A 15,128-nucleotide genomic window follows, 5' to 3' on the forward strand; every position below is an offset into this window, starting at 1 on the left:
CCTCCCGACGGGCGCGGTCACCTCCCGAGGGGCGCGGTCACTTCCCGAGGGGCGCGGTCACTTCTCGACGGGCACCCGCGCCGCCGCGTCGAGGCGGCTCTGCTGCGCCCACCGCACCACGAACGGCGTCACCAGGCCCAGGCCCAGCAGCAGCACGCCCAGCGCCACCCAGCCGGGCAGCCCCTGGTCCAGGCACAGCGCGGCCAGCAGGGCGGGCCCCGCCGCGTTCGCCGCGCCCGCGCCCAGGCCGAAGATCCCGGCGTACTGGCCCTGCGCGTGCGGCAGCGCCAACCCGAAGGCCAGCTCGAACGACGCCGCCGCGTGCCACAGCTCGCCCAGCGTGTAGACCACCACGCCGAGCAGGAGCACGAACGCGGCCGTCCACGTCGGCAGCGCGGCGGTGAGGCCGATGAGCGCCGACGCCACCAGCAGCGCGCCGCCCGCCCACCGCATCCGCTGCCCCGCCGAGCGCGGGTCGACCACGCCCCGGCTGAGGCGGACCTGGAACGCGACGATCAGCACGCCGTTGACGAGGATCACCGCGGTGATCGCCCAGCGCGGCACGGACGTGCTGTCCACGATCCACAGCGGCAGCGCGAAGCTGGGGATGGCCAGGTGCACGGACATCGCGCCGTTGACCAGCGTGATGGCCAGGTACGGCCGGTCGGTGAGCGCCACCCACCGCCGCTGGGTGGCCTCCACCGGCAGCGGCACGACGTGCGCGAGCCTGGTCAGGATCGCGCCGGACAGCAGGAACGTGGCCGCGCTGCCCAGGATCATGGCGACGTACACCGGCCCGGTGTCGAGCTGGATGCCGATGGTGGCGATCAGGATGCCCAGCATGACGCCGACGTTGGACACCGCGCGCTGGTAGGACAGGAACCACGTGGTGCGGTCGCCCGCCACCGCCCGGATCAGCGGTGCCCGGCTCGCCGAGCCGGCCGCGCCGACGAGCGCGGTCAGCAGCGACACCAGGGCCAGCGCCCAGAACGACCGCACGAACACGAACCCGGCGGTGGCCGCCGCGCCGCACAGCATCGTGGCGATGTGCACCTCGCGGGGCCCGCGGCGGTCGGCCGCGTGCCCGACCAGCGGTCCGGCGGCCAGCCCGACCGCCGCGCCGGCGGTGAGGCCGAACCCGACCTCGACCGGCGACATGCCGATGATCCGGGTCAGGTACAGGGTGCTGCTGCCCAGCAGCATCCCGCCGCCGGCGGTGACCGCGAAGACCGATCCCAGCAGGGCCCGCTGCGGCCCCGGTGGGGGCAGCACGCGCAGGACCGCCCGCCGGGCGCGGCCGAGCGGTCCCCCGCCCGGCCGCTCCCCGGTACCGGGTACCGGGTCGACGTCCTCCCGGTCGCTCATTCGCCGTCGTAGAGCCAGTCGCGGTACTCGCGCTCCGGCGCGCGCCTGCGCTCCAGCGCCCAGCGCTCACCGCTGGTGAGCCACGGCTCGGCCACCACGAGGCGCTCGGCGAACCACGCGCGCAGCTCCTTGACGCGCGCCTGGAACCGGTCGACGTCCTCCGTGACGAGCAGCAGCGCGCCGAGCATGTCGGCCGACGCGGAGAACTTGTCGGCCAGGGTGTGGCCCGGCGGCACGTACATCTGCGCGAACGCCACGTCGGGCTGGGCGATCAGCTCGTCGGCGGTCGGGTAGCCGATGACCGTTCCGGGCGGGCCGAACAGGCCGGCGCAGCCGACGACGTTCGGGTTGACCTTGACCTCGATCTCGGGCTGGCGGCCGATGGCGCACAGCAGGGCGGCCTCGCCGAGGTCGACGTTGAACTTCGCGAGCACCTGCTCCTGCGTCAGCGCGCCGCCGCGGCGGGCGGCGCACTCGCTGAACACGATCCGCCCGGTGCCCTCCTCCCGGAACATCTCCATGTGGAACACGCCGTCCCGCAGGCCCAGCACCTTGATCGCCTCGCGCACGACCGGGTCGGCGGCCTCGTACGCCTCCGGCTCCTGCACGGGGTCGAGCCGCCGCAGCGAGATCGGCTCCTGGCCGGTGATGGCGTCGAGGCAGGGCTGGGTGTAGGCGCCCAGGCCGAAGAACAGCACCTCGCCGTCGAAGGCCACGCCCTCGGCCATCCACTCGTCGCCCTCGACGAACTCCTCCAGCAGGAACGTCCGGCTGGTCTCCTTGGCCAGGCGGGCGGCCCGGCTCGCCGCCTCCAGGTCCTCGCGACCGCGCACCACGCTGGTGGACGTGGTCCCGCCGCCGGCGATGGGCTTGAGCACGGCGCGCTCGAACTCCAGCGGCACGTCGGCGACGTTGAACAGGTCCTCGACGACCTGGGTGCGGGTGACGGGCACGCCTGCCGCCCGCAACGCCGCCTTCTGCAGCGACTTGTCGCGGAAGAGCAGCGCGGTGCCCGGGTCGATCGTCCGGGTGCCCAGGGCGCGCCCGAGCACGGCCGCGGTCACCACGGCGTACTCCCAGGTGGTCTGCACGGCGAGGAACTCCCGGTCGCCCAGGCCCGCCCGGTGCAGGGCCGCCAGGCAGTCCTCCACGTTGGTCACGTCGTCGACGCGGATCAGCGTGCCGCCCGGCGGCAGCTGGACGCGGCCGGAGTCGTACGCCGACGAATTGCACAGCAGCACCGGCTCGATGTCGTGGCGCTGGCACGCCCGCAACACGTAAGGATCGGCACCGATCAACAGAACAGATGGCCTGCTCAAAGTCCCCTCCAGCATCCCCAGTTTCTCCGCTTCCGCGCGGAGCGACGCAACCGTAGCCCATTGCCCGCCGATTGACAGGATTTTTTCACATAACGAACTCGAATGGCCCCCATTGTCCGGACAAATGCGCAGGCTGACGCCGCGCCGAGCAGGCCGGCACCTCGCAGTATTCCACGTCTTCGCAGGTCAGCAAGGGGTTGACAGGGGGGCGTGCAGTCGCTCCGGGAAAGATTTCGCCGCGAATCGACCATTTTGGCAAGATTTTCCCCCGACCGCCCGGAGCGTCGTCGGCGATTTGGAATGCATTTCCAGCCTTTTCGGGGTCCCGATGCGCGATCACCGGCGCGTGCACGTGCAGATTCACGGGCAACCGCCGGAGAGCGCGGCGCGGCACCCAGGAAAACGACCGGCGGCGCGCCGGGCGCGGTTCAGGCGGGCAGTTCCGCGAACCCGGGCCCGCGGCTGTCGAGCGGCGCCGACCCGAGCGCGGTCAGCGCGTGCAGCGCCGTGCCGCCGCGGCGGGTGGTGACGACCAGGCCGGCCACCACCCGCAGCCGCCCCGGGTCCCCACCGTGAAGCGAACGCGCAACACCACGACCCCCGCACCACGTCGCGACCGCGGTGCGGCACACCCCCGGCGCACCCGGACCCCACCGCCGTCCACCCGGCACCACGTCCGGCGGCACGTCCCCCGTTACCGCTCCGCGGCCGGCGCCCCCGCCCCGGCGCCGGACGACGACCGGAAAGGGCTGCTCCGTCCGGCGGCGCACACCCGGGAGGACGACACCCGTCGCACCATCGGCCCACGTCACCCCGCACTCGCTACTCGATGTGGGGAATTCAGCTCCGATCAATACTCCGTTGTGCCACGATTGACCCGTTCGCGGCACGAGGGGGCCGTCGGACTGACTCAGCGAAGTCGGTTGAGTCGTTGCTCGATGGACTGGACAAGATCATTCAGGGGAGGAAGATCTCTTTGTCTACGACCACGGAGACCGAGTTCTTGGGGGAGGACGTCCCACAGGGCGTCACCACGCTGACGGACGTGCCGGAACAGCACGGCGAGCAGCAGGAACAGCAGAGCGGCACCGAGCAGTCGGAGGAGGGCGCGTCCACCGCCGAGTGCATCGGCGGCGGGTGCGTGGAAAAGGTCCCGGCCACCCAGCCCTGACCGTGAAAGGTGACAGCGCCCGCCGACCGGACCCCTGGTCGGCGGGCGTTGTCCCGTTCGGTCCTGTGATCTCATGGACGAGTGCCTGTGACCGCATTCCCGGCCGAGATCGCAGTGATCGACAAAGCGCGCGGACTGCACCGCGACGGAGTCGACGCGTCGTGCTCCGGGAGGCACCGGGAAGCGGTGAGACTGCTCCGCCGGGGGCAGAGCCTGACCGAGACGATCGACCCCGTCGACCCGGCCACCCGGTCCGAGTGGCTGGTGACCCGCATCCGGCTGTCGTCCACGCTGGCGACGCTCGCCGCGGAGAAGGCGGGACCCGCCGCGGGGCTCGACGGGCTGGCCGAGGTGCGCCGACTGGTCGACGAGGTGGTGGACCCCGAGGTCAAGGCGGAGCTGGACGGCACGATCGCGCACAACCGCGGCCTGCTGCTGCTCAACGCGGGGCTGATCGAGACCGCCGTCGCCGTGTTCGACTCGGTGATCGAGCACAAGGAACGCCGGCTCGCGGAGGGCACGCCCGAACCGCCGCTGGTCGAGTCGATCGTGAAGACGCTGTGGAGCAGGGGCACGGCGCACACCAGGCTCGGCGCGATCGGCGCGGCCCGGCACGACCTGACCAGGGCCGTCGCCCTGGCGACCGAGCACGGCCTGTCGGCCAGGGCGACCGACGCGAGCCACGCGCTGGGCGTGCTGGAGCTGCGCGTGGGCGACGTCCCGGCGGCCCTGCGCCGCTACGAGGACAGCGAGCGCTCCGCCCGGGGCCAGGGTCCCGACCTGCCGGTGCTGCTCGGCGTGGACCGGGCGCAGGCGCTGATGGCCGCCGGTCTCGCCGACGAGGCGGGCACCCAGCTCGACGGCGTGCTGGAGGTGCTGCGCGCCGAGCACGGCACCACCCGGTACCTGGCCAACGCGGAGCTGTACCGGGCGGCGGCGGCGTACCTGACCGGCGACCTGGACCTGGCCCGCCGGATGGCGAGCGCGGCCCGGCAGCGGATGCGCCGGTGGGGCTGCGAGAACTGCGTGGCCAACGCGACCCTGCTGGGCCTGCGGGTGGACACCGCGGTGGCCCTGCGCGCCGGCCGGGCGCCCCGGCCGCTCGTCAAGCGGACGCTGGCCTTCGCCGACGGGCTGCCCGTGCCCCGGCTGGCCGAGCAGGCGGCCGTGGCCCGGCTGCTGGCCGTGCGGCTGGAGGTCCGGCGCGGTGACCTCGACGCGGCGCGGCGCGTCCTCGACCGGGTGCCCCGGCCGGGCAGGCTCACCCCGGTCGAGCACCGGATGCTGCGCCGGCTGTGCCGCGCCGAGCTGGCCGTGGCCCTCGGCGACCGGTCGGGCGCGCTCGCCGAGATCAGGGCGGGGCTGACCGACCTCGGGCACGTGCGGGACCGGATGAGCGGCCTGGAGCTGCTGTCCGGGACGGCGCTGCACGGTCAGGACCTGGCCGAACTGGCCGTCACCCTGGTCCTGGAGGGCGGCGACGCCCGCCGGCTGTTCTCGTGGCTGGAGCGGACCCGGGCGCAGACGTACCGCTACGAACAGCTGACCCGCGTGGACGACCCCGAGCTGGCCGAGCGGATCGCCGAGGTCCGCAGCCTCGCGCAGTCGATCCACCAGGCCGAGCACGAGGGCCACCCGACGTCCGCGCTGCGCGGCCGGTACGCCGAGCGCCTCCGCGAGGCCAACCGGCTGGGCTGGCACGCCGGCAAGTGGGGCAGGCCGCGCCCGGTCGTCGGGTCGGAGGAGGTGCTGGCGCGGCTGGGCGACCGGGCGCTGGTCAGCTACGCGTCGTCCGGTGACGTCCTGGTCGCGGTCGTCGTGGTGGGCTCCGCCGTCCGGCTGGTCCGGCTCGGGTCGGCCGGCGCGGCGTCGGAGAGCGCCCGGATGCTCAACGCCGACCTCAACGCCCTGGCCCCCGACCGCCTGCCGGACCCGCTGGTGCGGGTGCTCGCGGCGTCGGCGCACAGGCAGGCGGACCGGCTCGACGCGCAGCTCGTCCGGCCGCTGGCGGAGCTGGTCGGAAACCGGGAGCTGGTGGTCGTGCCGACCGGCGCGCTCTACGCGGTCCCGTGGGGCGTGCTGCCGTCGCTGCGCGGGCGACCCGCGGTCGTGGCGCCCTCGGCGACCGCGTGGCTGGCCGCCGACCGCGCCGGGACCGGGGCGGACGGCCGGACCGTGCTGGTCCGCGGCCCCGAACTGCCCGCCGCGGTCGGCGAGATCGACCGGCTGGGCGCGCACCACCGCACCGCGTCGCTGCTGCACGGCGAACCGGCGACGGCGTCGGCGGTGCTGGCCGCGCTGGACGGCGCGGAGATCGCGCACCTGGCCGCGCACGGCGTCCACGAGCCGGAGAACGCCCTGTTCTCCCGCCTCCAGCTCAGCGACGGGCCGCTCTACGCGTACGAGCTGGCCGGCCTGGACCGCCCGCCGCGCCAGGTGGTGCTGGCCGCATGCGAACTGGCCCTCAACCGCATCCGCCAGGGTGACGAGCCGCTGGGGTTCGCCAGCGCGCTGCTGGCCGGCGGTTCGCGCACGGTGATCGCACCGCTGAGCCGGGTGGGCGACCAGGCGTGCGCCGCCGCGATGGACGACTACCACCGCAGCCTGGCCGCCGGCGCGCGACCGGCCGTGGCGCTGGCCGACGCGATCGCCGTGGACCCGCTGCGGCGGCCGTTCGTCTGCCTGGGCACCGGCTGACCGGGGCCGCGGGCCGTCACGGGTGGGAGAACACGGCCACCAGGTCGTCCAGGCGGGTGACGACCAGCACGCCGACGGCGGCCACGAGCAGCGCGACGAGCACGCCGCCGAGGTCGGCGGGCGGCGGCGTCGAGGCGACCGGGACGAGCAGCCCGGCGCAGGCCAGCACGAGGTTGCGCACCACGTGCGCCCGGCCGGGCGGCGTGGCCGAGGCGCCGAAGCACCGGCACGGCACCCGGCGACCACCGCGCACCGCCCGTGCGATCCCCACCCCGAACACCACCAGCAGCGCCGCCGCCGCCGCGAACCCGGCGGGCACCGTCGAGGGCACGGCCAGCAGCACCAGGACGGCGCCCTCCCCCGCCACCACGGCGGCGGCCACCACCCCGGAGGCGCGCCGGGAGGTCCCCAGCAGCCCGGCGACCGACCCCGAGAACGCCCCGGGGCCGCGCACCTTGCCGACCAGGGCGACCAGGAACACGCCGAAGAGCAGCGCCCGGCAGACGAGCACGAGGTGGGCCGCGGTCATCCCGTCCACCCCCGTCCCCCTCCGCCGCCGGTCCCCGGGACGGTAGCGGCACCGCCCGTCCCGGTGCGACTCACCGACCGAAGCTGCCGACCAGCACCTCGGGCGCGGCCCGCTCGGCGTGCAGCCGCCAGTAGTGGTCGGCGAAGACCTCGGGGGCCAGAACCTCCGGCTCGTACCCCGGGGGGCTCGCGGTGATCGCGCGGTGCGGGACGCTGCCCTCGATCAGCGCGCCGATGTTCACCGCGCCGACGTAGACGCCCTTCCCGGCGAGGGTGGCGTTGAGGTTGTGGACGTAGTTGCGCAGTGCGGCCTGGGCCATGCCGATGTTGCCCAGGAACGGGGTCGGGTGGAGGCCGGACTGACCGGCGGTGAACAGGACCGCGCCGTCGCCGCGCGCCTCCATGGCCGGCAGCACGGCGCGCACCAGGGCGACGGCGGGGACCACGAAGCGGTCCAGGACGAGGCGGAGGTTCTCCGGGGTGACGTCGAGCGCGGGCGCGATGCCCTCACCGAGATTCCCACCGCCCGGGTTGAAGGACACGACGTCGATCCGGCCGAAGCGCTCGGTGACGGCGGCGGCGGTGACGGCGATCTGGTCGTTGTCCTGGACGTCGGCGGTGAACCCGGCCGCCTCGACGCCGTCGGCCGCGAGTTCGGCGACGAGGCGGTCCAGGTTCGCCCTGGTCCGGGCGACGAGGGCGATCCGGAAGCCCTCGCGCCCGAAGCGGCGGGCGATGGCCAGGCCGAGGACGGGACCTGCTCCGAAGATGGCGAGGGTCTTGGCCATGTGCGCCGTCAGCTCCTTCGTGGTGCCAGAAGTTGAGGTCATCCTCAACTTCATTCGAGCATACACAAATCGAGGGGCACCTCAACTTCATTAGGATGGCCGCGTGACCACGCGACCCAAGCCGCTGCGCAAGGACGCCCGACGCAACCGGGAGCTGCTGGTCGGGGCGGCCCGCGAGCTGTTCGCCCGGCACGGGCTCGACGTGCCGCTGGAGGAGGTCGCCCGCACCGCCGGGGTGAGCATCGGCACGCTCTACAACCACTTCCCGCAGCGCGCCGACCTGGTCGACGAGGTGTTCGCCGACCGGGCGGAGACGGTCGTGCGGATCGCGGAGCACGCGCTGTCGCTCGCCGACCCGTGGGACGGCCTGGTGCACTTCCTGGAGCGCGTCTGCGAGCAGCAGGCGGCCGACCGCGGCTACAACGACCTGGTGTCGCGCCGGGTGCCGCAGGCCACGCCGACCGAGGAGTACCGGCGCGGGTACGAGTTGATGGTGAGGATCGTTGAACGAGCCCAGGAGAGCGGGGCGCTCCGGGCGGACGTCACCCTGGAGGACCTGGCGTTCGTGACCTGGGGGACGGCGCGCACGGTCGAGGCGGCGGGCGCGATCCGGTCCTCGCTGTGGCGCCGCCACCTGGCGATCCTGCTCGACGGGATGCGCGCCGACGCCGCCCACCCGCTGCCCGAACCGCCACTGCGGCCCGAGGAGCTGGCGCGGGCGATGAACCCGGACTGCTGACGGGTGCTCACCGCACCGGGCGCGCTCACCGGGCACCAGCCGGCGACGCGGGTCAGGGACCGAACGGCGACGCGGGTCAGGGACCGGACGGTGACGCGGGTCAGGGGCCGAACGGCGACGCGGGTCAGGGACCGGACGGCGACGCGGGTCGGGGGCCGAACGGCGACCCGGCGTTGACCGAGGCCACGTCGAAACCGCAGGCCACCGCGTAGCCGTCGACCAGCTCCCGCAGCTCGCGGCGGGAGAACGGCGGGTCCTGCTCGTCGAAGCCGTCCGGCGCGGCCCGGTGCGCCAGGTTCACCACGGCCTCCGGGCCGTACTCCCGGTTGGCGCGCTGGATGCGGGTCGTCACCGGGCGGCGGAGGCGTTCGTAGGCGGCGAGCCCGGCCGCCGGGTCGTCGGCGGTCAGGTGGTGGGCCAGGGCGCGGGCGTCGACGATCGACTGCGCGGCGCCGTTGGAACCCATGGGCACCATGGCGTGCGCCGCGTCGCCCACGAGCGTCGCGGTGGACACCGACCAGCCCTCGACCGGGTCGATGTCGGCCATCGGGTACTCCAGGACCACGTCGCTGCCGTTGATCAGGTCCGCCACGTCCACGTCGGCGAAGCACCACCCGGCGAACTGGTCGACGAACACCGACGCGGGCACCGGCCGGTTCCAGTCGACGACCCCGTCGCCGTGCGGGGACGGGGCGACCACCGCCCAGTTGACCACCGCGGTGCCGCCGGGCGCGGCCGTCGTCAGCGGGTACACGACGGCCTTGCGCTCCTCGTCGCCGCCGACGAGCATGGTGCGCCCGCCGGAGAACGGCGCGCGGTTCGCGGTGCCCCGGTAGATGGTCATGCCCAGCCGCCGCCGGGGGCCGGGGTGCTCCGGGTGCAGGATCTCCCGCACGGCGGACCGGATGCCGTCCGCGCCGACGAGGACGTCGGCCTCCAGCACCTCCCGCTCACCCGAGGGGCGCACGGCCACCACGCGCCACCGCCCGTCGCCGCGCTGGTCGAGGTCCGCCAGCCGCAGCCCGGTCGTGACGGCGCCGGGACCGAGCCGCGCCCGCACCGCGCCGAGCAGCACCGCCTGCAACGGCCCCCGGTGCAGGGACAGCTGCGGCCACCGGTACCCCGCCTCGACGCCGCGCGGCTCGCGCAGGACCAGACCGCCGCCCCGGTGGTGGTAGCGCAGCTCGGCGGTGGAGACGGAGACCCGCAGCAGCTCCTCCAGCAGGCCGAGCGCGGCCAGCTCCCGCACCGCGTTGGGCAGCACGTTGAGCCCGGCCCCGACCGGCCGCAGCTCCGCCGCCGCGTCGATCACGCGGACGTCGCGCCACCCGGCCCCGTGCAGGCTCAGCGCCGTGGTCAGCCCCGCTATCCCCGCACCCACGACCAGCACCCCGGGCACCGGCGACCTCCTCGCCTCGACACCTCCCGTCCTACCACTTCCGACGGACGGACGGAGACGGGACGGGAACAGGTGGTCGGGGGCGCGGCAGCGGTGGGCCCGCCCCCTGGGAGAGCGGGGGCGGGCCACCTCGGGGTACCGGTCCCCGACGCGGTTCAGCCCGCGTCGAGCGCGATGGCGACGTCGCTGATCCCCAGCGGGAACCGGCCCAGGCTCGTGGTGGCCCCGGTGAACGGGTTGACGCCGTAGAACGTCGACGAACCGCCCGCCGGGGTGAGGGTGGCGAAGAACGACACCGAGGTCGTCCTGCCGCCGGTCAGGTCGCTGTAGATGTCCAGGCCGGCGTTGGCCTGGGCGTCGAAGCCAAGTGAGCCGACCGCGGCCAGGGTGCCGTTGTTGGCCGGGGACTGGATGACGAGCTGGTCGGTGGCGGTGTTGATGTCGAACAGCGTGGTCGCGGTGCTCGCGTCCAGGTCGTTGTTGGTGTACGCGGCGGCCGAGACGCCCCGGGCCGGGCCGAGCGCGGGCGGCGTGGTGAGGACGGCGTCCTCGTCGGTGGCGTGGGTGGCGAGGTTGTGCCGCAGGTTCTGGCCGGTGTTGGCGACCACCCGCAGCCGGTCGGCGGCGGGGTTGAAGTCGACGCCGAAGTTGGTGCCGTACAACGCGACGCCCAGCTGCGAGACCTTCGTGACGACCACGTCGTCCGTCTGGGGCGGGGTGGTGATCGTGTAGATGCCGCCCTGGTCGCCCACGCCGTACATCAGGCCGTTCTGGACGCGGAAGTCGATGCCGATCAACGAGGTGTCGCCGCTGAGCCCCGTGATCTCCCTGACCCAGTCGAGCACGGTGGGCCGGTCCGTGGTGAACATGGTCATCACCTTGCCGTCCGTGCTGATCCCGAACGCCCGCAAGGCCAAGGGCTGTGCCCAGCCCGAGCCCGCCGTCCCCACCAGCGCCGCCGCGGTGGTGGCCACGACCGCCGCCGCGGCGATCCCTCTCGTGAACCGCGTTGTCATCAGTTCTCCCCCTCAGGAAGCGTCCTGCGCGGAATTCCCGGGCCGAAGCTAGGGGCGGTGACTGGACATCGGTTGGACATCGACTGGACCTCGGGCGCGGGCGCTTGCCGTCGTCGGAGCGGCGGCGGAAGAGTGGCCCCACGCGACGAGGGGGACGAAGGGGGACGACACGATGAGGACCGGGGTTCTGCTCGGGGTGCTCGTGATCTGCGGAACGGTGTCCGGCCCGGCGGCCGGTGCGGCGGTGTTCGGCGGGGCGGGGTTCGGTGCGGCGGTGGCCGATGCGGCGGTGGCCGGTGCGGTAACCGGTGGGGCGGTGGCCGGTGGGGCGGTGGCCGGTGCGGTAACCGTTGCGGCAGTGGGCGGTGCGGCACCGTCGACCGCCGCCCCCGCCGGGACCCCGGCGTGCGAGGGGGCGCTCGCGACCGCCGACCCGGTGGTCGTCCTGGACTACGAGGACCTGTGGACCTACCGCTACTCCCTCTCCTGGTGCGTGGTGGACGGGGGGATCACCTGGGTCGTCCCGCGGGTGACCCCGCTGGGGGTCGACCCCCGCTGCACGTGGGTGGGCAGCATGGAGGAGAAGGTGGCGCCGAGGCCGGGCACGAGCAGCTGGACCGCGTTCAACATGAGCGAGTTCTCGTGCCGCGTCGACGACCTGGGCACGGTCATGGGCGTGAACCCGTGGGCGGACGTCGTGGTCCACGCGGACCGCGCGCCGGAGGTGGTGGGCGAGGGCGTCACGGTCCAGCGGTAGCCCGGCGCGACGCCCGCCGCAGCACGGCCAGGGCCTGCGCCTCGCCGAGGCGGTGACCGGTCTCGCGGTGCACGGCGAGCGCCTGGCGGGCGTGCTCGGCGGCGTCCCCGGGGTGGTCCTGGAGCAGGCGGATGTCGGCCAGCACGCCCATGGCCTGCCCCACCAGCGCCCGGTAGCCGGCGTGCCGGGCCAGGGCGAGGGCGTGCCGGGCGTCGCCGATGCCCGCGGTGGCCGTCGCCAGGCCGATGAGGGCGTCCACCTCGGGGTAGCGGTCGCCGGTCTCGCGGATCAGGTCGAGCGCCTGGCGGTACCGGCGGACCGCGTCCGGCCGGTGGCCCAGTCGCCGGTGGACGGTGGCCAGCGCGGTGAGCGCCTCCGCCTCGGTCCGGGGGTCGCCCGCCTCCCGGGCCAGGGCCAGGCCGGCGCGCGCGTGCTCCAGCGCCTCGGCCGGGAGGTCGAGGTCGCAGCACGTCACGGCCAGCCGGCCGTGCGCCTCGGCCTCGCTGCCGCGGTCGCCCGCCTCGTGGTGCAGGTCGAGCGCCGAGGACAGCAGCTCGGCGGCCTCGGTGGGCAGCCCGCGGACGCGCTGCACCTGGCCCAGGTTGGCGAGGTTGATCGCCTCGCCGTGGCGGGACCCGATCCGCCGGTACCGGCTCAACGCCCGCGCGTAGTGCTCGGCGGCCCGCGCCAGCCGGCCCATCTCCCAGTGGACGAGGCCCAGGTTGCCCAGGGCGGCGGCCTCGCCCGCGGGTTGGCCGATGCCGCGGCTCAGCGCCAGCGCGCGGTCGAACCGGGCCGCGGCGGCGGTGAGCCGCCCGGCCTGCCAGTACACGCAGCCGAGGTTGCCGAGCACGGCGGCCTCGCCCTCGACCCACCCGGCCCGCCTGGACAGCAGCAGCCCGTGCGCGTGGTGCCGCACGGCCTGCCGGTAGCGGCCCTGCCGGAAGTGCAGGTCGGCGAGGCTGAGCCGGGCGGCGGCGGGTGCCCTCGGCTCGTCCGCGCCCTCGGCGGCGGCCAGTCCCGCCTCCGCCACCGCCAGCCACTCGACCCGGCGCGTGCTCATCCAGAAGTAGCCCCGCAGGGAGTCCGCGAGCAGCCACGCCACGCGGCGCGGTCCGGCCCGCGCCGCGTGCCGGACCACCGCGACGAGGTTGCCCAGCTCGGCGTCCAGCCAGTACGCCGCACCGACCCCGTCGGTGAGGCCCGAGGGCGTGCGGGCCCCGGTCGGGGGCACCGGCAGGCGCAGCAGGTGCGACGACAGCAGGCCGGCCGCGACGTCCACGGCGTTGAGGTGCCAGTCGTGCAGCCGCCGCAGCGCCGCGGCGCGCTCCTCCGCCGGTTCCCACCGCTCCGCCTGCTCGGCCGCGTAGCGGCGCAGCAGGTCGTGGAAGCGGTGGCGGCCGGGCGCGTGGTGCTCGACCAGGTGCGCGCCCGCCAACCGGTCCAGCAGCCGCGCCGCCCGCTCCGGCGTCACGTCGGCCAGCGCCGCCACCGCCTCGGTGCCGACGTCCGCGCCGGGCACCAGGCTCAGCAGCCGGAACAGCCGGCGCGCCGCGGGCGGCAGCGCCGCGCAGGACAGGTCGAAGGCGGTCCGCACCGCGGCCTGCTCGTCGCCCCGCATCGCCAGCGCGGCCAGCAGGTTGCCCGCCCGCAGCTCGGCGACGTGGTCCGCGATGCCCGCGCCGGGGTGCTCGGCGAGGTCGGCCGCCGCGATCCGCAGCGCCAGCGGCAGGTGCACGCACAGCTCGACCAGCTCGACCGCCGCCCCGGGTTCGGCGCGCACCCGCCGCTCCCCCAGCACGCGGGTCAGCAGCTCCAGCGCGTCGGCGCGGCCGAGCACGCCCAGGGTGAGCGGGCGGGCGCCGTGCACCGCGACCAGACCGCCCAGCCGGTCGCGACCGGTCACCACCACCAGGCACCCCGGGGCGGCGGACAGCAGCGGCCTCACCTGGTCGGGGTCGGCGGCGTTGTCCAGCAGCACCAACACCTTCCGGTCCGTCAGCAGGGAGCGGTACAGGTCCGACGCGCCCCCCACGTCGACGGGCACGCGCTCGGCGGGCACCCCCAGCGCGACCAGGAACCGGGCGAGGACCTCGATCGGCGTGGCCGGCGGGCCGTGGGCGTGCCCGCGCAGGTTCGCGTAGAGCTGCCCGTCCGGGAACCGGTCGCGCACCCGGTGCGCCCAGTGCACGGCCAGCGCGGTCTTGCCCACGCCCGCGGTGCCCGAGATCGCGACGACCCGCACCGCGCCGCCCGGTCCCCCGCCGTCCGCTTCCCCGCCCTGCTCCCCACCCTGTTCCCTGCCGGCCGCTCCCCCGCCGTTTGCTTCACCATCGGCCGCTCCACCACCGGCCGCTCCACCGCCGGCCGGCAGCAGGGCGTCCAGTTCGGACAGTGCCGCGGCCCGGCCGGTGAACCCGCCCGGGTCGGCCGGGAGCTGCCCCGGCGCACGCGGCGCACGCGGCGCGGGGCCGCCCACCGCGGGACCGGCCCGCGCCGGACCCGACCCGGTGACCGGGTCGTCGCGCAGCAGCGCCGCGTGCGCCGCGACCAGCTCCGGCCCGGGGTCCACGCCCAGCTCCTCGACCAGCCGGTCGCGCACCTCGTGGTAGACCTGGAAGGCCCTGGCCCGCTGCCCGACCGCGTGGTAGGCGCGGATCAGCCGGGCCTGGGCCGGTTCGTCCAACGGCTGCTCGGCGACGTCCGCGGCGACCTCGGGCAGCACCTCCGCCGCCGCGCCGACCTGGATCATCGCGTCGCCGTACCGGGCGAGCAGCTCCCGCCGCTCCGCGACCAGCGCCAGCACGCCCGGGTGCTTGGCCAGCACCGGGACGTTGGCGAGCGGGCGACCCCGCCACCACCGCAACGCCTCGCCCAGCAGCGACGCCACCCGCGCCGTGTCGCCGTCGCGGTGCGCGTCCTGCGCCTCGGCGACCAGGCGGCGGACGTGCAGCAGGTCCACGTCCACGACGTGGACCCGCACGGCGTAGCCACCGCCGACGTGCGGCAGCACCCCGCTGCCCGCGCGCGGCGGCCGGTCGGGCTCCAGGAGCCGGCGCAGGTGCTTGACGTGCGTCTGGAGCACGTTCAGCGCGCTGCGCGGCGGCCGGTCGCCCCACAGCGCGTCCACCAGCTCGCGGGTGGTCACCGCCTCGCCGCCGGCGAGCACGAGCAGCCCCAGCACCGCCCGCCGGCCCGGCGGTCCGAGGTCCAGCTCGTCGCGGTCGTGCCACGCCCGCAGCGAACCGAGCACCTGGATGCGCACGGACTTCAGCGCCACGGCGGGCTCCACGGTCGACGTATAGGCGGCGAACCTAGTCCACGGGCCGGTGGGGCACAAGAACGTTGC

11 protein-coding genes are annotated in these 15,128 nt (G+C 75.3%); 4 read left to right on the plus strand and 7 right to left on the minus strand.

Annotated features, from left to right (window positions below; translation table 11 throughout):
- Positions 1-57: 57 nt before the first annotated feature.
- Entirely contained in the window at positions 58-1,365 is a 1,308-nt protein-coding gene (locus tag ACR807_RS13385) for an MFS transporter (RefSeq protein ID WP_438921600.1), read from the minus strand.
- Positions 1,362-2,642: an ATP-grasp domain-containing protein gene (locus tag ACR807_RS13390; RefSeq protein ID WP_438921601.1), complete on the minus strand. Its 1,281-nt coding sequence runs from the start codon at positions 2,640-2,642 to the stop codon at positions 1,362-1,364. The genes ACR807_RS13385 and ACR807_RS13390 overlap by 4 nt, the downstream gene beginning before the upstream one ends.
- Before the next feature lie 1,018 nt (positions 2,643-3,660).
- Between ACR807_RS13390 and ACR807_RS13395 the strand changes: the two genes are divergently transcribed.
- Both ACR807_RS13395 and ACR807_RS13400 read left to right on the plus strand, forming a co-directional pair.
- The gene (locus ACR807_RS13395) at positions 3,661-3,855 is read left to right on the plus strand and encodes a hypothetical protein (protein ID WP_438921602.1); all 195 of its coding nucleotides are present in this window, start codon (positions 3,661-3,663) and stop codon (positions 3,853-3,855) included.
- An 87-nt stretch (positions 3,856-3,942) separates the two neighbouring features.
- Positions 3,943-6,552 carry a CHAT domain-containing protein gene (locus tag ACR807_RS13400; protein ID WP_438921603.1) on the plus strand — a complete coding sequence of 870 codons (2,610 nt, stop codon included), beginning with the start codon at positions 3,943-3,945 and terminating at the stop codon, positions 6,550-6,552.
- Positions 6,553-6,568: 16 nt separating this feature from the next.
- On the opposite strand, the gene ACR807_RS13405 is transcribed toward ACR807_RS13400, so the two are convergent.
- Complete coding sequence (locus ACR807_RS13405; protein WP_438921604.1) at positions 6,569-7,081, minus strand: MauE/DoxX family redox-associated membrane protein; 513 nt, start codon at positions 7,079-7,081, stop codon at positions 6,569-6,571.
- A gap of 70 nt (positions 7,082-7,151) precedes the next feature.
- A complete protein-coding gene (locus tag ACR807_RS13410; RefSeq protein ID WP_438921605.1) occupies positions 7,152-7,910 on the minus strand; it encodes an SDR family NAD(P)-dependent oxidoreductase in 759 nt (252 codons plus the stop codon).
- 61 nt (positions 7,911-7,971) lie between these two features.
- On the opposite strand from ACR807_RS13410, the gene ACR807_RS13415 reads away from it, so the two are divergent.
- Positions 7,972-8,607: a TetR/AcrR family transcriptional regulator gene (locus tag ACR807_RS13415; protein WP_438921606.1), complete on the plus strand. Its 636-nt coding sequence runs from the start codon at positions 7,972-7,974 to the stop codon at positions 8,605-8,607.
- Between the two features lie 124 nt (positions 8,608-8,731).
- On the opposite strand, the gene ACR807_RS13420 is transcribed toward ACR807_RS13415, so the two are convergent.
- Both ACR807_RS13420 and ACR807_RS13425 read right to left on the minus strand, forming a co-directional pair.
- Positions 8,732-10,006, minus strand: a complete 1,275-nt coding sequence (locus ACR807_RS13420; RefSeq protein ID WP_438921607.1) for an FAD-dependent monooxygenase — start codon at positions 10,004-10,006, stop codon at positions 8,732-8,734.
- 155 nt (positions 10,007-10,161) lie between these two features.
- Positions 10,162-11,022 (minus strand): DUF4394 domain-containing protein, encoded by an 861-nt coding sequence (locus ACR807_RS13425; protein WP_438921608.1) that lies wholly within the window; start codon positions 11,020-11,022, stop codon positions 10,162-10,164.
- 172 nt (positions 11,023-11,194) lie between these two features.
- Between ACR807_RS13425 and ACR807_RS13430 the strand changes: the two genes are divergently transcribed.
- Entirely contained in the window at positions 11,195-11,779 is a 585-nt protein-coding gene (locus tag ACR807_RS13430; RefSeq protein WP_438921609.1) for a hypothetical protein, read from the plus strand.
- Here the strand turns inward: ACR807_RS13430 and ACR807_RS13435 are convergent.
- On the minus strand, positions 11,763-15,059 hold the full coding sequence (locus tag ACR807_RS13435) for an AfsR/SARP family transcriptional regulator (RefSeq protein WP_438921610.1): 3,297 nt from the start codon (positions 15,057-15,059) through the stop codon (positions 11,763-11,765). The genes ACR807_RS13430 and ACR807_RS13435 overlap by 17 nt on opposite strands.
- Between the last annotated feature and the right edge of the window lie 69 nt (positions 15,060-15,128).

Origin of the sequence: Saccharothrix sabaoui (assembly GCF_051756985.1) — a bacterium.
In the GTDB taxonomy this organism is placed as follows: Bacteria; Actinomycetota; Actinomycetes; order Mycobacteriales; family Pseudonocardiaceae; genus Actinosynnema.